A 16,891-nucleotide genomic window follows, 5' to 3' on the forward strand; every position below is an offset into this window, starting at 1 on the left:
CAGAACTTGCCGGACCCGGACCGGAAGGGTGGGAACCGGGTCCGGCAGTGACTGCTGTCAATGACCCGCTGCCTAGGCTGTGGTTTGGGTAGCCTTATCCATTCTATTGCGAGGTCACGAAAAGGAGAGTGTCATGAATGTACCCAGCCACAAAATACAGAAAGAGTATCCGGCCGCAGCGGACGAACTCCCTTTCCAGATGCCGCTGATGCAGACAATGCAGGTCTGCGTCGAGATATGGGGGGAGGCATGCAATTTCACCATTGCCCGGCTCGATGCCAACGTCAGAACGCAACGCAAAATACTGGATAGCGGCAGCCTGGACGAAATCCAGGTGGTGCAGTGGCGCCATGTTGAGAAGATGATGGACGACTACCACGATGAAGTCGGCCGCATGGTTAAGTACTGCCAAGGATTGCCGGAAACGGCGCAATTTCCGCCTGGGGTAAGCGGTAATCAGACGGCCGGGCACCGCGCCGCAGGGGATTCCGGGAAACGGCCAGGCGGCCAGGCGGGATAGGGCTAGGCGCCCGCGTATTGACAGCGGTCAATGATCTCCGGTGCCAGTGCTGCAGACCATCTCTGGCGCACTTTGCCGCCGGGTTTCGGGAAAGGGAACGCCGATGGTACGTACACATTGGCAAAACTGGGTATTCGTCGCTCTGGGCTGCTTACTTGTCGCAATGCCCTGGTATGAGAATTCGGTACTGTCTAACGGCGGTTTGGCCGTTTCGGCGAGCTGGAGTTTCATCGCCGCCGGATCGGCCGCCTCCATCCTGGCAGCGGCTGTCCAGAACACCGGTAACACCTGCGAGGAATGGGGCTGCGTGGCAATCGGCCTTTGGCTGCTAGCCACACCTTGGGTGCTTGGCTTTTCCGGCAACTTGCCGGCCGCCTGGACTGCGGTTCTATGCGGCGGGAGTATTACGGCACAGGCGGTCTCGTGCATTGCTCAGGGCCCTCCTGGCGGCGGAAAACCTGACCCTGCGTCTGACAGGCAAATGCGCCAGGGCCTGCGGCAATAGCTTTCGGGCAAAGAATTCTAGGACTTTTCGTTGGTGCAGCATGGATAATCAACCCCCCGAGAACATAATGCTTTCCGAAGCGATGGCACGGCTCGCGGCGACAGAGAAATTCTGCCGCCAGCTGTTTCTGCTGAGCTCGCTGCAGGACGGGCAGCCGTGCTGGGAGCCGCCGGTAGACCTCTTGGAAACCGACAGCGAGTTGCTTGTCTATTTGGTGCTGCCCGGGGCCAAGGCTGATGAGGTCGATGTGCACGTCGGTAATGGCGAACTGATCATCCGGGGCCGACGGGAGCCGCCTGCCGAGCTGTGCAATGCCACAGTGATCCGGCTGGAGCTGCCGTTTGGGAGGTTTGAACGCCGTATTGCAATTCCCCCGGGCACCTATGCGATTAAGCGGCAAACGGTGCGGGGCCACCTGCTGATCCGCCTGTGCAAAACGGAAGGGGGAGCACTGGCATGAATGAGGCAAGTGGTGGAGATATGTCCCAGTTGCCGGACATGAAGACCGTGCCGCTGCCGGACGACGGCCTGATTTTGCTGCCGGTGCGCGACTTAGTGCCCTTTCCTGGGACTGTCTTTCCGGTCTCTACAGGACGTGCCAAGTCGATTGCCGCGATCCAGCAGGTAATCCGTCAGTCGCGGCCTGTGGGTCTGTTGTTGCAGCGCAATCCCGCGGTCAACGATCCAAAGGAAGGAGATCTGCACCTCATCGGCTGCACAGCCAATATTCTCCGGCTGATGACCTCACCAGACGGGGCGCATCACATCATCTGCCAGGGGGTGGAACGTTTCCGCCTGATCGAGCTGCTGCAGGGGCCGCCGTTCCCGGTTGGCCGGGTCCAGACCCTGCCGGATGTCACCAGCCGTTCGCCGCAGGTCGAAGCGCAGTATTTGCATCTCAGAAATCAGGCCGCCGAGCTGCTGTCGATGCTGCCGCAATCGCCTTCCGGCTTTGAGGAGGCGGCGCAGGCAGCCACCGAACCGGGAACGCTCGCGGATCTGGCGGCGGCCTATTCCGATATTTCCATCGGCGAAAAGCAGGAGATCCTGGAAACCATCGATATCGCGGTGCGGCTGGACAAGGTGTCGAGAATCCTAGCCCGGCGGCTGGCAGTGCTGCGCATCACTCGCGAGATCAGCGAACGGACACGCGCCGCGTTTGACGAGCGCCATAGGCAGGCGATCCTGCGCGAACAACTAGCGGCGATTCAACAGGAGTTGGGCGAGGCCGACGGCAACGCCGAGGAAGTTGCTCAGCTGGGCGCGGCGATCACCCGGGCCGGAATGCCGACCGAAGCCGAGACAATGGCACGCAAGGAACTGGGTCGCTTTGCCCGCCTGTCTGAAGCCGCCGGGGAGGGGGCGGTGCTGCGGAACTGGCTGGACTGGATGATTGAACTACCCTGGCAGCTGCCCAGCAGCCGGCCGGTCAGCCTGATCCAGGCGCGCAACATACTGAATGCGGACCATTACGGGCTGGAGAAGGTCAAAGCGCGGATCGTCGAGTTCATGGCGGTGCACAAGCTGTCGCCGGAAGGCCGGGCGCCGATCCTGTGCTTTGCCGGGCCGCCGGGTGTCGGCAAGACATCCCTGGGCCAATCGATTGCGCGCGCTCTGGGCCGGACCTTTGTCCGGATCAGCCTTGGCGGTGTGCATGACGAGGCCGAAATCCGCGGCCACCGGCGAACCTATATCGGAGCGCTGCCGGGCAGCATTCTGCAGGCGGTGCGACGGGCGGGCAGCCGCAACTGCGTGCTTATGCTGGATGAAATCGACAAGCTGGGGCACGGCATCCAGGGCGATCCTTCGGCGGCGCTGCTGGAGGTCCTGGATCCGGAGCAGAACAGCGCTTTCCGGGACAATTACCTAGGGGTGGATTTCGACCTGTCGCAGATAGTGTTCCTGACCACGGCAAACATGCTGGAAGGTATTCCGCGACCGCTCCTTGACCGGATGGAGGTGATTAACCTGCCGGGCTATACCGAGGAGGAAAAGCTGGAGATAGCCAAGCGCTATCTGGTGCTGCGGCAGCTGAGGGCCTGCGGGTTGCAGAATGAGCGGATACGGTTCACCCCGGCGGCGCTGCGCTTGATTGTCCGAAGCTACACCAGGGAAGCCGGGGTGCGGCAGCTGGAAAGCCAGATCGGGGCGGTGCTGCGCGCGGCGGCGGTGCTTCATGCCGAGGGCAAGCCTGCAAAATGCAAGATCGGGGTGAAGCAGGTGGAGACGGCGCTGGGGGTGCCGCGATTTGAAAATGAGACCGCGCTGCGCACCAGCCTGACGGGAGTTGCCACCGGGCTGGCCTGGACGCCCGCCGGCGGCGATATCCTGTTCATTGAGGCCAGCCGAGCACCAGGCAAGGGCCGACTGATCCTGACCGGACAGCTGGGCGAAGTGATGCGCGAGAGCGCCCAGACCGCGCTGTCGCTGCTGAAGGCGCAGGCCGGGCAACTGGGGCTCAAGACTAAGAGCTTTGAGAGCGTGGACATCCACGTCCATGTACCCGCAGGTGCCACCCCCAAGGACGGGCCCAGCGCCGGGGTGGCGATCTACACTGCGTTGGCCTCCCTGTTCTTGGACCGGACGGTGCGCAGCGACACTGCGATGACCGGTGAGATTTCGCTGCGCGGGGCGGTGCTGCCGGTTGGAGGGATCAAGGAAAAGATGCTTGCTGCTTCTGCTGCCGGTGTCACGCGGGTAATGCTGCCTTCCCGCAACCGGCGCGAGTTGGAGGATCTTCCCGAGAGCACCCGCAAACAGCTGGAATTCATCTGGCTGGACACCGCCGATGAAGCGCTGCTAAAGGCGCTGCAGCCAGAGCCTGGGGGGCGAACTCCTCAATGAAGAGCTGTTCGATACCTTGGACGAACCCGCGGCCTGCGCGCGGGTGTGCTCCAGCAGCGCTACGGCGGTGGCCGGCGCTTGCTGGGTGCTGCCCACGGCGGCCAAGTTTTCGATGCTGGCCAGAGTGGCAGTATTTTCTGATTTTGGGCTTCTTTGGTCGCAGGTAAGCGAATATGAAATGCACTTATCTCAAGCTTTTCTTGTAGGTGCTGCGATGGACATCAGCCTGATCCGAACCTTCCTTGAAGTTGCTGCCACCGGATCTTTTGTGAATGCGAGCGAGAGGCTGTTCGTGACCCAGTCAGCGGTCAGCCTGCGGGTGCAGCGGCTGGAGGAAGCCCTTGGTAAGCAGCTGTTCACCCGCTCCAAGGCGGGTGCGGAGCTGACATCGGCGGGGCGCGAGTTTGAGCGTTATGCACTGTCGCTGGTCAAGATCTGGGAAGAGGCACGCCAGCAGGTCGGTGTGCCTGAAGGCTATACCAAATCGCTGACGATCGGCGCGCAGTATTCGCTGTGGCCGCGGCTGGGGTTCCGCTGGATCGACACCATGCAGCAGGAAATGCCGTCGCTGAACATCCGGGCCGAGCTGGGCATGCCGGACCGTATTGTGCGTTTTCTGATCGAAGGCGTGGTGCAGATCGGGCTGATGTACAGCCCGCAACTGCGGCCCGGCCTCACCGCCCGCAAGGTGATCGAGGAGGATCTGGTGCTGGCGGCCTCCTGGCCGGCCTCCTTTGACGAGATCGTTCCCCATTATGTCTTTGTCGACTGGGGGCCGGAGTTCGTCCACGCCCACGCAATCGAACTGCCCGAGCTGACCAATCCCGGGCTGAGCCTGTCGCTAGGCGCCCTTGCTGCGGAATACATCGTGTCGCGGCGTGCCGCCGCCTATCTGCCCGCGCGCTACATCAAGAAATACCTCGACGAGGGCCGCCTCCACCTGGTTGCCGACACGCCGCGGTTTCCCTATCCGGTGTGGTCCATCTGGCGCAATGACCTGGACCCCGAGGTCCGGGCTAACGCCGAAGCCACACTTGTGGCGATAAAGTCACGCATTGATGCCGAACAGGATGCCGTCATCGCCGAGCTGCGCGACATCAGCACCAATGACATTGTCGAAGTGCTTGGAAACACTGAAAACAGCTTTTAAAGCGAGAAATACTCGCTTTATCTATAATTATTTCAAATTTCTCCAATACATCTGCTATACCTATTTTTCTTTTCATACAGTGATGCCCCCGGCTCATCCGGGATGGATCACTTGATTGGGAAGGAATGACCCATGCAAGCACGCAACACTCTGGCCGCGTCGATCCTGGCTTTGCTCGTGGCTGCTCCAGTTTTCGCGCAAGGCGCAATTGTTGGGATCGAGGATCTGGACGACCGTATCGACGACATTCAGGAGGACGTCGACGAAGAACTGGCAGAAGGCAGCGACAAGGACCGCTTTGGCACAAACCAGTACGCCCAGGGCTGGACAGGTAGCGCCGCACTCGGCTTCTCCGGCACCACCGGCAACACCGATACAGCCGACCTCGATTTTGCCGGACGCCTGCGTTACGGCAACGGCCCGTGGAACCACACACTAGGCTTTGCCGGCGAGTTTTCGGAAGACAACGACGTGCGCAACAAGGAAGAGATCTTTCTAACCTATGAAGCTAACCGATACCTAACAGAGCAGTTCTACTTGTTTGGCCTGGGGTCGGTGCGCTATGACGATTTCGACTCCAACAGGCTGGACAGCTTCCTGGGTTTTGGCCCCGGCTACCGGGTGATCAACACCCCCACCCAGACCTGGCGGGTTCAGGCTGGCCCCGGCGTCCGCTATATTGAGGACCAGCTGCGCAATGACAGCACCGAAGTGGCAGGCATTGCTGCGTCGCGCTACTACTTCGCTTTCAGCGGCAATATCTTTCTGACCATGGACACGGACGTGCTTTTCTCGGATGAGGATACCGTGGTGACCAACGATCTGGGCGTGAATTTCAGGATGACCGACCGCCTGGCTACCCGAGTGTCCTTTCGGACCGATTGGGACAGCGATCCGCTGCCGGGCCTTAAAAGCACCGACAACAAGCTGGGCGTGTCTCTGGTCTACGGCTTCTGACGAAACCTGTTTATCCCTCGACGACTTGGGGCGGAGCAACCCGCCCCCCTTTTCCAAGTTGGCCAATGCGGAAAGGCCTGCCCATGTCGAGTGAAAGCAGCTGGTGGAAGCAGGCTTCGGCTATGACGAAGCCTTGAGCGCAAAGTCTACCGCATCGGTGTTTGGTTGCCGGCTTGTTGGCTATACAGCGGGCCCACAAGTCGTCGTCGCGGGTCTCTGCCCATCGTCTACGCATGGTTTTGACAGGCTGCTGTCCATCCCGGCCTTGCCCTGGGTGCGGGGAAACCTGGCGCTGATCCGGATTGGTGCCCTAGACAACCTGCTGTGCGATCTGCCACGGTGTCAGTCCTTGGAGAAATCGACAGAACGCTTGTGCTGCCCTTCTCAGCTACAGACACAGCTGATGAGAGGATCACCAAGCGCTGTTACCATCAGGTGCTCCGCGCCTGTGCAAGCCTCGGCATGATTTCCAGATGCTGTATGCCGCACGGCAGTAAGGGCTGATCCGCCGCGCTCATTCCTGATTTTCCCCTCGAAGTAGCACCAAGGAGTACGCAAAATGAAAATCGCAATGCTGGCACGCAACCCCAAATTGTATTCCCACCAGCGCCTGAAAGAGGCCGCTGAAGCGCGCGGACACACGCTCGACATCATTGATACTCTGCGCTGCTACATGAACATCGCGTCGCGTAAGCCTGAAATCTACCACAACGGGGAAAATCTTACGGGGTATGATGCGGTCATCCCGAGAATCGGGGCGTCGGTCACCTTCTACGGCACAGCGGTTCTGCGCCAATTCGAAATGATGGGTGTGTACCCGTTGAACGAGAGCGTTGCGATCGGCAGGTCGCGGGACAAGCTCCGCTCGATGCAGTTGATGGCACGCGACGGGATCGGGCTCCCGGTCACCACTTTCGCCCATGACCCGAAGCAGACCGAGGAAGTGCTTGCCCTCGCTGGCGGGGCTCCCATCGTCATCAAGCTCCTTGAGGGCACCCAGGGGATTGGCGTGGTGCTGGCCGACACAAACCGTTCCGCCAAATCGGTGGTGGAAGCGTTCCGGGGCGCAGGTGTGAATATCCTGATGCAGGAATTCATAAAAGAAGCCGGCGGCACAGACATCCGTGCCATCGTCGTGGGAGGAAAGGTTGTCGCAGCTATGAAGCGAACGGGTGCTGAGGGCGAGTTCCGGTCTAACCTGCACCGCGGCGGTTCCGCCGAGCTGGTGAAGCTTTCGGCCGAAGAGCGGGCGACAGCAGTCCGAGCAGCTAAAACCATGGGTCTCAATGCTTGCGGCGTAGACATGCTCCGGGCAAATCACGGCCCGGTCATCATGGAGGTCAACTCATCACCGGGACTGGAAGGCGTGGAGAAAGCCACCGGCCTGGATATCGCCGGCATGATGATCGAATATCTCGAAAAGAATGCCAAAAGAGGTGCCACAAAGACGAAGGGCAAGGGTTAGCGCCTCGCACTGACTTCTGCATCGGGGATTTCCGGATTGCTGCGGGTAAGCTTCGGCCACCGACGGGTGAAACACCACCGTGTCCGGGGCAGGGCTGAACAAGACATTGCAGCGCAGGGCCTGCGTTCAGTTTTCTGACGTCCTGTAGGAACTGGGAGTTACGCCGGTCCACCGCCGAAAGGCGCGGTGGAAATTTGCGGGACAGGAGAACCCGACATCCTGAGAGATTTCTTCGATGCTCTTACGTCCGCCTTGCAGGCCGCGAATGGCTATGTCCCGGCGCAGCCCGTCTTTGATCGCCTGGAAGGAGGTGCCTTCCGCGTCCAGCCGTCTCATCAAGGTTCTTGGGGTTACATTCAGGCTGCGGGCTGCGCCTGCCAGGTGGCCACCCTCCCAGCTTGTCCGATAAAGATACTCCCGGACCCTCAGAGACTGCTTATGTTCTCTATACTCCGTGAATATCCAGTCGCGGGGGGCCCGGTTCAGGAACTCCTTCAGTTCCGCAGTGCTGCGTTTATTTGCCGGCCCCAGTTCTGCCGCTTCAAAGGTAATTGCCGAACACGGAGCCTTGAAGCTGACCTGCGCCGGAAAGATCACCGAGTAATCGTCTGAAAACCCGGGGCGTTCAAAAGCAAATTGAACAGCCTGGACAGGCACTTCATATCCTGCAAGCCAGGACAGCAGCCCATGTGCCAATTTCAGCATCAGCATATGGCCAAACTGCTGACAGGGCAGCGTTTCCCGCGGCATAAGCCGCAGACTGATGCTGCCATATCCGGATTCGAGTTCTAGCTGGTAGTCGTCCAGCAGAAGGTTCCAGAATGTAGAAAACCGGTGCAAGGCCGAGGGAAGTGAGCTGGCTTCACGGACCGTGGTCAGGAGATGCTGCAGAGCTCTGGCCCGGATCGGGCGGCTCCAAAGCCCCATCATTTCATCTTTGGTTTCGATGGCGGCAATTTGATAAAGCCGGACAATCTGATCCAGGGTAATGCGATGGGCAAGGCGACCCTGCACCGTATGCATCCCCGCACGCTGCAGAAAGGATGCTAGCTGGGCATCCGTGCAACACTGCCTCAAGGCCATGATCCAATCCTCGGCGAACTGCGCCGAGACCGTGGCAAGGCTTGAAGGATCCGAAGCTGTCATTTCCTTGGGTTCCAGCGCCGTTTGTCATTATTGGAAAGCATGCCATCTTTTCTGACCGTGAAACTTATGAGCTGCAATACACATTCGGCGAAGGGAACATCAGCCCAGAATACCGGAAATGGCTTATCACACAGCAACCCGCGGTCTGTATGTTCTGTATCGAAGCATTGCCGGCCTGGCCGTCTGCGCGCCTGTCCGTCCGCGGCCAGAATGCCTGCGCCCAAGCTGGAATGCCTGTTTTTGCCGGTCTCATCTTAGAGGCGTGTCATCGTGGTTTCTGGCTGCGGCGAACAGCCCCTTTTGACTCTGGGAGCTGACGCGGCAGATGCGGTGCAGGGTGTGTGGGTGGAAATTTCCCCGGGTCTTGATCAGCATACGCGGTAACCAGGCCGGATCAGACGATACCCAACTCCTGCTCCGTGGCTGGGCGGGCCGGGTGCCTGCCTTTCCTCCAAAACAGAACGATGACCCATGTGGCGGAAATCTGGGCAGCGGCAAAGAGCGCCATTGCAGCCAGCAGTCCCAAGGTGTCGGCCAATGCGCCGCTTGCAATGACAGGCAGCGAGAACCCGCAATAGGCATAGACGAAAAGGCCAGCCGTCGCCCGCGCCCTGTCATCAGGTGCGCGCAGTGAAACCTCCGCCAGGGAAGCAAGATAGGTAAAGCCATAGCTTGCCGCGCTGGTGATGCAGGTTCCGGCAAGGACCAGCTCCAGTGATGTCAGCCAGACTCCGGCCAGAAGCACGAGAAAGCCCAGCGGTATCAGCACAAACCCGAGTGCCAGTGCCCGGCCGTTGGACATGCGCCGGGCGACAGGCTGGCAGAGAAACCCGGCGAAGATCGCCAGAAATATGACAAGCCCGGTCCAGCCTCCAAGCGCATTGGCAGCCAATTGCAATGGCACAACGGCAATGGTCATGCCGGTTGTCGACCAGGCCAGCGCCATAGCCGCGCCGAACACCCATGTGCCGGACGGAAAGGCCGGCAGCCGCAGCGGTGTGACGGGTTTCGGACAGTCCGCCTTGGGCAGGGCGAAAGCGGCTGCGGCCAGAACCGGAGCTGTTGCAAGCAGTGCCGCGTAGCTCAATGGCAGGAACGTCGGCCCTTGCAGGCTAAGGCTAAGACCTGTTGCCAGCGCGCCGCCGCCGAACCCAAGCGATGTTGCCGATGTAACAATCAAGGCCGCGCTGCGTGCCCGTCCGGCGCCCAGGATTTCCGCCATATACGCATTACCCGCGGTGGTCGCCAGCCCGGTCCCGATGCCCAGGAAAACCCGTGCCGTGACAAGGCTTGTCCAGTTTGGGAACTGCATCAGAACTGCCGTCGCAACCGCGCCGAGGATCAGGGCCAGCGCAATCGGAATACGCCGCCCGATCCGGTCTGACAGCCCGCCAAGCAGCAATAGCGTCGGCATCAGGCCGCCAGCGTAGGCTGCAAAGGCGATTGTGACGGCGGTGGCGCCGGCATTATCCTGCGCGGCATAGGCTTCATACAACGGCGCCTGAAGATTCACGGCAAACGTGACAGTGAACAGAATTACGGCAAGCAAAGCAGCAGACAAGAAACGGAGCATCGGGCGGACCTCGCAGGTTGACTCGCCTCCGCAATGCCATGAAGTTTCGCTGTATGACAATTTTTGGATTGTACTAAGGACGCCGGGCGCATGACGAAATCCAGATACACCCGCTTTGCCGACATGCTCTCAAATGCGATCCGGGAGGGCAAATTGGCGCCGGGCTCCAGGCTGCCGACGCACCGGGCTTTCGCTGAAAAAACCGGCATCGCGCTGGCGACCGCAACCCGTGTTTACAAGGAACTGGAACGTAGGGGACTTGTCAGGGGAGAAGCCGGGCGCGGGACTTTTGTGCGCGATCCCGAGGTGCCGATGACACTGGGAGTGCATCAAACCGCGGCCAAGGGGATCACGGATCTGGTCTTCAACATGCCAGGTGGTCCCGTGGACGCAGACATTCTGCGGGCCGGCCTGCGTCGGCTTGCGGCGGCCGGCGACCTGGATGCGGTGCTGCGCTATCAGCCCCACGGCGGCCGCATACACGAACGCCGGATCATCGCCGATAGTCTCAGGCGGTGTCTGGGCCCGATAAACCCCGAGCACCTGCTGGTCGCCTCGGGCAGCCAGCATGGCCTGGCGGTCACCTGTTTGGGGCTGTTTCAGCAGGGGGATGTGATCGCGGCTGACGCGCTTACATACCCAGGGTTCAAATCCGCTGCGGCACTGAATGGTCTGGAGCTTGCCCCGGTCGGGATGCAGCACGGTGTCATGGACCCGGACGATCTGGACCACCAATGCCGCTTGCGGAACATACGAGCGGTTTACCTGATGCCGACGGTCCAAAGCCCGCTGGGAACCGTCATGGATGAAACAGTCCGGCTGCGCCTGCTGGATGTGGCCCGGCGGCACAACCTGCTTATCATCGAGGACGCGGCGTATGCGTTTTTGGAACCTGATCCGCCGCCCGGTTTCCTGTCGTTGGCACCAGAGCGGACGGTGCATATCAGCGGCTTTTCCAAAAGCTTCGCAACCGGATTGCGTCTGGGGTACGTGATCGCGCCTGCAGACCGCACCGCAGCTCTGCTGGAAGTGATCCGCGCGACGACCTGGAACACGCCCGCATTGATTTCCGCATTGGTCACAGGTTGGATCGAAGACGGGACACTGGAAAAATCCGAAGAAACCCGCAGGCAGGATGGCGCTGCGCGTCAATCGGTGTGCCGGGATGTCTTTGGCGCGTCTCGTGTCATTTCGCATCGCAACGCGGGTTTTGCCTGGCTGCCGCTTGAAAAAGGCGCCCGTGCGCAGCCCATCGTGACGCGTTTGAAGGATCAGGGCATTTCGGTGTCCGGCGCAGAGCCGTTTGCAACATCCGCCGCAGCGCCACAGGCCTTGAGATTGGCGTTTGGCGGTTTGCCGATGGCAGAGCTGCGCGGCACGCTGGAAACGGTACGCGACGCGGTTCACGCTGAGCGGACAGGCTAAGGCAGCGCTCCTGAAATGCGGCCCGCCGGTCAGGTGTTCCTCAGCCGCCGCCGGCTGTGCTCAGAACCACTGTCCCGGCTCCATCAGTCCCAGATCCAACAGTTGGCGCGAATGCCATTCAAACGGTGCGGAGTTGTGCCACCGGAAGGTTTCAATGTCGAAAGTTGAGCCAGGATTGCGTTTCAGCGCCTTGGCGGTGCGGAATGAACAGACCGCGGCAGTCAGGTTATGATGCCAGGGGCAGGCATAGGTATTGTATTCCTGGTCGTTGAAAGTGTGATCCTGCTGCAGTTTCAGCCCAGGCTTGGCCTTGAACAGAGAAATCCGGTCGATTTTCCGGCTTTTCTCTGGGATATGCTCTTCAAACCGCCAGCGCACCCCGCCGAAAAAGTCCAGCTGCCGCTCGCGCGGATGGCCGGTTCCGGGATCTTTGCGCGACTGGGCGTAGTAACCGGATTTATCGAGATAGGCCGCCTCCAGGGAGACAGCGCCAGGGCAGTTCTGAAGATCGCCGGCATAAAGGTCGATCACATAGCTGAGCACTGCATCACGCCGCTCTTCGGAATGGAAGGTCAGCATTTCTCCAACGCTGCGCGTCTCGCAGAACGGGTAGAACAGATACTCCGCATTGTAGCAGTAATAGAGCCAGCATCCGGGCTGCGCTGCGGCGATCACCGCATTGATTGCGCCTGGCAGCGCCTCTTCAGGGGCGCAGTCAAACGGCACCCGGTGCACCTTGGCGCGCACATCCTGCGGCAGATCAAAGGCGTCCGGCATCAGGGCCACAACTGCCTTGAAACCACTTTGCAGGTGATGACGCAGAGTGGTGGCGATCTCCACCTCGTCCTCGACAAAGATTAGCGCCACCGGTCCTTTGGCCAGCAGCGCCTTGCCCTTTTTCAGGAAATTCTGCAGCGAAGAATACATCATGCCCGTCTGCCCTTTGCCTTTCTGGCCTTTGCGGCCAAAATCGGGTAAATCCCGCCTCATTGCAAGCGGCGGCATTTGCCTGTAAGGCAGGCCGCTGTTCACCCACCTTGGCTGGAAGGCTGACCCGCATGAGTGCCCCGAAGAAGCTGTTTATCAAGACCTATGGCTGTCAGATGAATGTCTATGACAGCGAACGCATGGCCGAGGCGCTGGGCGGTGAAGGCTATGTCGAGACAAAATCGGCCGATGACGCCGACATGATCCTGCTCAATACCTGCCATATCCGGGAAAAAGCAGCCGAGAAAGTCTATTCCGAACTGGGCCGTTTTAAAGGACTGAAGGCGGAAAAGCCCGACCTCAAGATCGGCGTCGCCGGCTGTGTCGCCCAGGCCGAGGGCGAGGAGATCATGCGCCGCCAGCCGCTGGTGGATCTGGTGGTCGGCCCGCAAAGCTATCACCGCCTGCCCGAGATGGAAGCCAAGACGCGGGAGGGGAAGAAGGTGCTGGATACCGATTTCCCCGAGGAAGACAAGTTCGAAAAGCTCAAGAACCGCCCCAAGGCCAAGCGCGGCCCGACGGCGTTTCTGACCGTGCAGGAAGGCTGTGACAAATTCTGTGCCTTCTGCGTGGTGCCCTATACCCGCGGTGCCGAGGTGTCGCGCCCGGCGGACCGCATTCTGACCGAAGCCCGCGATCTGGTGGAGCGCGGCGTGCGCGAAATCACCCTTCTGGGTCAAAATGTGAACGCCTATCACGGAGCCGGCCCCAATGGCGACCTGACCCTGGCGCAGCTGATCTGGGAACTGGACAAAGTCGACGGGCTGGAGCGTATCCGCTTCACCACCTCGCATCCCAATGACATGCAGGATGACCTGATCGAGGCGCATGGCACCTGCGCCAAGCTGATGCCCTATCTGCATCTGCCGGTGCAGGCGGGATCGGACAAGATCCTGAAGCGGATGAACCGCAGCCATACCGCCGAAAGCTACCTCCGCCTGATTGAGCGCATCCGCGCCGCGCGGCCCGACATCCTGATCTCCGGCGACTTCATTGTCGGCTTTCCGGAAGAGACCGAGGAAGATTTCCAGGCCACCATGGATCTGGTGGAAGAAGTAAAATACGGCACTGCCTATTCCTTCAAATATTCGACCCGCCCAGGCACCCCGGCTGCCGAACGTGCGCAGGTCGATCCGGCCGCGGCCGACGACCGGCTGCAGCGCCTGCAGGCTCTGCTGACCAAGCAGCAGCGTGAGGTGCAGGACAGCATGGTTGGCCGCGAGGTTGGCGTTCTGTTTGAAAAGGCGGGCCGTCTTCCGGGGCAGATGGTTGGTAAATCCGACTACCTCCATGCTGTACATGTCGCTGATTGCAATCGTGCGGCGGGCGACCTGGCCCGGGTGCGCATCATTTCCTCTGGTGCAAATTCACTGGCAGGGGAATTGATCGGCTGAAGCTCCCGCCGCAGCGCGAATCTTTAATCCTCCTTTATAGAAACTGTTGTACATCCGTTTCTCCGGATTGCGCAGGTGAGTCCCGATTGCATCGGTTCCGGCGACAATTTCCCTTGGCTGCTTTAAGTGTCCCGAGAAATGCGATTAATCTGCACGGAATAACTTTCAATTTAGCAGGTATATTACATAAATTTCAGATAGTTTGTCCCTTATGGCCTGAGCGGTGGGCACATTAGCGGCAAGCGCGCTGGGGGAACTTAGGTGAAGGAAATCTGGTTGTGTTGACTTACAAATTTGACAAAGCGATTGCGCTGGCCGCCGCTGCTGCGGCCGCACTCAGCATCGCCGCCGCGCCTGCCAGCGCGCAATCCGGGCAGCGGACCATCAAGGGCGAGCGCTATGTTCCCACCATCTGGGTTGACCCGGACGGCTGTGAACATTGGGTGATGGATGACGGAGCCGAAGGGTTCATGACACCGCATGTGACGCCGGATGGCAAGCCGGTCTGCCGCCGCGGCAATATCTGCGGCGTGGTGCCGGCAGATCAGTTTTTCGCCACGGACAAACACCACATCAATGCAGCAGGCCGCCAGCGTCTGGGGGAATTTTTCCAGCAGGCAAAATCCAATGGCGCCCGCGCTTTTGTCATTGCCGGCCACACCGACAGCCGGGCATCGGATGAATACAATATCCGCCTGTCCGAGCGCCGCGCCCATGCCGTGGCTCAGGCGGGCCGTTCGGTGGGCGCGCGGATCAGCGATGTGCGCGCCTATGGTGAACGTGATCCGCGGGTGCCCAACACCAGTGCCGGAAACATGGCGCAAAACCGTCGCGTCGAAATCTATTGCCTGCGCTGAGGGGACAAAATCATGCTGATGCGTAAAACACTTGTGCTCCTTGCCGCTGCCGCCGCTGTATCGGGCTGCACGGATGCCTTTGACAAAACCCGCGACCAGCACGCCGGCGATGGCTCCTCCAGCCATCTGTCGAACATGACAGCCGGCATCTGGGTGGATCCGCAGGGCTGCGAACATTGGATCATCGACGATGGTCTTGAAGGCTACGCCGATCTGCGCCGCACACCGGACGGCAAGCCGGTCTGCAACAGCAACCTGCCGCGCAATGTTGCCACTGGGCCGTTCAAGAGCGGCTCCACCTTTGCCGACCCGCTGTAGGAAACACTGACAACCGTGATTTGCAGCCGCCCTCCCGGGCGGCTGTTTTGTTTCGATTGCGTGAATTTCTGCCGCTGGATCTTGCGCAGAATTCACTTCGCAGGCAGACTGAAGCTGTAACCTCTGACTAAGGAGATCAGCTTGGCCATCAGTGCCCTGAATGACGCGCAAGACCAGTCCGCAACCCACGAAGTGCTGCTGGAATTTCCCGACAACCGATTGCTGATCGACCTGTGCGGCGAATACGACCGCAACCTGGCTGACATAGAACAGAAACTGGGCGTGCAGATTGTCCGCCGCGGCAACCAGCTGTCCGTGATGGGGGAGGATTCCGCGCGGGAACAGGCGGCAGCTGTGCTGACGGCGCTGTATGACCGGCTGGAAACCGGGCGCAGCGTCGAAACCGGCGATATCGACCGCGAACTGCGGATGAGTCCCGAAGCCGAGAGCGCCGAACCTGACGGCCAGTTGCAAATGTTCCGCGGCGGCCGGGTGGAAATCAAGACCCGCAAGAAACTGGTGGAACCGCGCACCGAAGCACAGAAGGCCTATGTGCATTCTCTGTTCGAAAACGAACTGGCCTTCGGCATCGGCCCGGCCGGCACCGGCAAGACCTATCTCGCCGTGGCCGTCGGTGTTTCCATGTTCATCACCGGCCATGTCGACCGCATCATCCTGTCCCGTCCGGCGGTGGAAGCGGGCGAAAAGCTCGGCTACCTGCCCGGAGATATGAAGGATAAGGTTGATCCTTATATGCAGCCTTTGTACGACGCGCTGAACGACTTCCTGCCGGAAAAACAGGCAGCCAAGCTGATCGAGGAGAAACGCATCGAAATCGCGCCGCTTGCTTTTATGCGGGGACGCACCCTGTCCAATGCCTTTGTGGTGCTGGATGAGGCGCAGAATGCGACCACCATGCAGATGAAGATGTTCCTGACCCGTCTGGGTGAAGGCTCGCGTATGGTGATCACCGGCGACCGCACCCAGATCGACCTGCCGCGCGGGGTGCAATCGGGCCTGGCCGATGCCGAACGGCTGCTAAAGGCGATTCCCAAGATCAGCTTCAACTACTTCACCGCCCGCGACGTGGTCCGCCACCCCCTTGTGGCGGCGATCATCGAGGCCTATGACGCCGATGTAAAATCGACCTGAGGCCTGAAGCCGCCGCGCTCTTTTCATCTATCCGGAAATACTCCGGGGGTGCGGGGGCCAGCCCCCGCATTGACAGGCAGGACATGACGCTCGACATCACCATCGAAGACAGCCGCTGGCAGGAAGCCGGGCTTGAGGCACTGGCCGGCGAGGCCGTCTCAGCGGTTCTGGCGCATTTCGTGTTGGACCGGGAGGACTGCGAAATCTCTCTTCTGGCCTGCGATGATCTGCGCATTGCCGGTCTCAACGCAGAATTCCGGGAAAAAGATAAGCCGACAAACGTGCTTAGCTGGCCCACCGAGGATCTGGCCGCGGAGGCGGATGGCGGCACCCCGGCGCGGCCCGAGGCCGATTTCACCGGCGAATATCCGCTGGGCGACATTGCGGTGTCTTACGACACTTGCGCCCGTGAAGCCGCGGCAGCAGGAAAGCCGCTGGGCGATCATACCCGCCATTTGATCGTTCATGGAATGTTGCATCTTCTCGGGTATGATCACATTCGTGAGCGCGATGCCGCACTGATGGAAGAGATTGAGGTGCAGCTACTTGGCAAAATGGGTGTCGCGAACCCATATATGAGTGAGGACGCCTCATAAGC

At 60.3% G+C, this 16,891-nt stretch carries 16 protein-coding genes; 13 read left to right on the plus strand and 3 right to left on the minus strand.

Annotated elements, in window-relative coordinates:
• Positions 1-133: 133 nt before the first annotated feature.
• The 7 genes from AC0KW6_RS12630 (at position 134) to rimK (ending at position 7,441) form a co-directional block, all read left to right on the plus strand.
• Positions 134-520, plus strand: a complete 387-nt coding sequence (locus tag AC0KW6_RS12630; protein ID WP_474035048.1) for a hypothetical protein — start codon at positions 134-136, stop codon at positions 518-520.
• Positions 521-623: 103 nt separating this feature from the next.
• Positions 624-1,025, plus strand: a complete 402-nt coding sequence (locus AC0KW6_RS12635; protein WP_474035088.1) for an SPW repeat protein — start codon at positions 624-626, stop codon at positions 1,023-1,025.
• A gap of 40 nt (positions 1,026-1,065) precedes the next feature.
• The gene (locus AC0KW6_RS12640; RefSeq protein ID WP_323775734.1) at positions 1,066-1,485 is read left to right on the plus strand and encodes an Hsp20/alpha crystallin family protein; all 420 of its coding nucleotides are present in this window, start codon (positions 1,066-1,068) and stop codon (positions 1,483-1,485) included.
• Positions 1,482-3,869: an endopeptidase La gene (lon, locus tag AC0KW6_RS12645; protein WP_474035049.1), complete on the plus strand. Its 2,388-nt coding sequence runs from the start codon at positions 1,482-1,484 to the stop codon at positions 3,867-3,869. Before AC0KW6_RS12640 ends, lon begins: the two co-directional genes overlap by 4 nt.
• Before the next feature lie 214 nt (positions 3,870-4,083).
• Positions 4,084-5,019: a LysR family transcriptional regulator gene (locus tag AC0KW6_RS12650; protein ID WP_323775736.1), complete on the plus strand. Its 936-nt coding sequence runs from the start codon at positions 4,084-4,086 to the stop codon at positions 5,017-5,019.
• Between the two features lie 132 nt (positions 5,020-5,151).
• Positions 5,152-5,976: a DUF481 domain-containing protein gene (locus AC0KW6_RS12655; RefSeq protein ID WP_323775737.1), complete on the plus strand. Its 825-nt coding sequence runs from the start codon at positions 5,152-5,154 to the stop codon at positions 5,974-5,976.
• Positions 5,977-6,535: 559 nt separating this feature from the next.
• The gene (gene rimK / locus AC0KW6_RS12660; protein WP_323775738.1) at positions 6,536-7,441 is read left to right on the plus strand and encodes a 30S ribosomal protein S6--L-glutamate ligase; all 906 of its coding nucleotides are present in this window, start codon (positions 6,536-6,538) and stop codon (positions 7,439-7,441) included.
• 126 nt (positions 7,442-7,567) lie between these two features.
• Here rimK and AC0KW6_RS12665 read toward each other — a convergent pair whose 3' ends face one another.
• Together AC0KW6_RS12665 and AC0KW6_RS12670 are read right to left on the minus strand one after the other, a co-directional pair.
• Positions 7,568-8,587 (minus strand): AraC family transcriptional regulator, encoded by a 1,020-nt coding sequence (locus AC0KW6_RS12665; RefSeq protein WP_323775739.1) that lies wholly within the window; start codon positions 8,585-8,587, stop codon positions 7,568-7,570.
• A gap of 394 nt (positions 8,588-8,981) precedes the next feature.
• Positions 8,982-10,160, minus strand: coding sequence for an MFS transporter (locus AC0KW6_RS12670; RefSeq protein ID WP_474035050.1), 1,179 nt, complete (start codon positions 10,158-10,160; stop codon positions 8,982-8,984).
• A gap of 90 nt (positions 10,161-10,250) precedes the next feature.
• Between AC0KW6_RS12670 and AC0KW6_RS12675 the strand changes: the two genes are divergently transcribed.
• Positions 10,251-11,585, plus strand: coding sequence for an aminotransferase-like domain-containing protein (locus AC0KW6_RS12675; protein ID WP_474035051.1), 1,335 nt, complete (start codon positions 10,251-10,253; stop codon positions 11,583-11,585).
• Positions 11,586-11,645: 60 nt separating this feature from the next.
• Here the strand turns inward: AC0KW6_RS12675 and AC0KW6_RS12680 are convergent, their stop codons facing one another.
• Positions 11,646-12,515: a glycosyltransferase family protein gene (locus AC0KW6_RS12680; RefSeq protein WP_474035052.1), complete on the minus strand. Its 870-nt coding sequence runs from the start codon at positions 12,513-12,515 to the stop codon at positions 11,646-11,648.
• Positions 12,516-12,643: 128 nt separating this feature from the next.
• Between AC0KW6_RS12680 and miaB the strand changes: the two genes are divergently transcribed.
• The 5 genes from miaB to ybeY all read left to right on the plus strand — a co-directional run bounded on the left by miaB (position 12,644) and on the right by ybeY (position 16,889).
• Complete coding sequence (gene miaB, locus AC0KW6_RS12685; protein WP_474035053.1) at positions 12,644-13,966, plus strand: tRNA (N6-isopentenyl adenosine(37)-C2)-methylthiotransferase MiaB; 1,323 nt, start codon at positions 12,644-12,646, stop codon at positions 13,964-13,966.
• Positions 13,967-14,244: 278 nt separating this feature from the next.
• Positions 14,245-14,823, plus strand: a complete 579-nt coding sequence (locus AC0KW6_RS12690) for an OmpA family protein (protein WP_416361505.1) — start codon at positions 14,245-14,247, stop codon at positions 14,821-14,823.
• Positions 14,824-14,841: 18 nt separating this feature from the next.
• Positions 14,842-15,141: a hypothetical protein gene (locus tag AC0KW6_RS12695; protein WP_416361506.1), complete on the plus strand. Its 300-nt coding sequence runs from the start codon at positions 14,842-14,844 to the stop codon at positions 15,139-15,141.
• Positions 15,142-15,282: 141 nt separating this feature from the next.
• Positions 15,283-16,293 (plus strand): PhoH family protein, encoded by a 1,011-nt coding sequence (locus tag AC0KW6_RS12700; protein WP_323778169.1) that lies wholly within the window; start codon positions 15,283-15,285, stop codon positions 16,291-16,293.
• Between the two features lie 83 nt (positions 16,294-16,376).
• Positions 16,377-16,889 carry an rRNA maturation RNase YbeY gene (ybeY, locus tag AC0KW6_RS12705; protein ID WP_323778167.1) on the plus strand — a complete coding sequence of 171 codons (513 nt, stop codon included), beginning with the start codon at positions 16,377-16,379 and terminating at the stop codon, positions 16,887-16,889.
• The last annotated feature ends 2 nt before the right edge of the window (positions 16,890-16,891 follow it).

Source organism: Leisingera sp. SA215, from assembly GCF_055902035.1.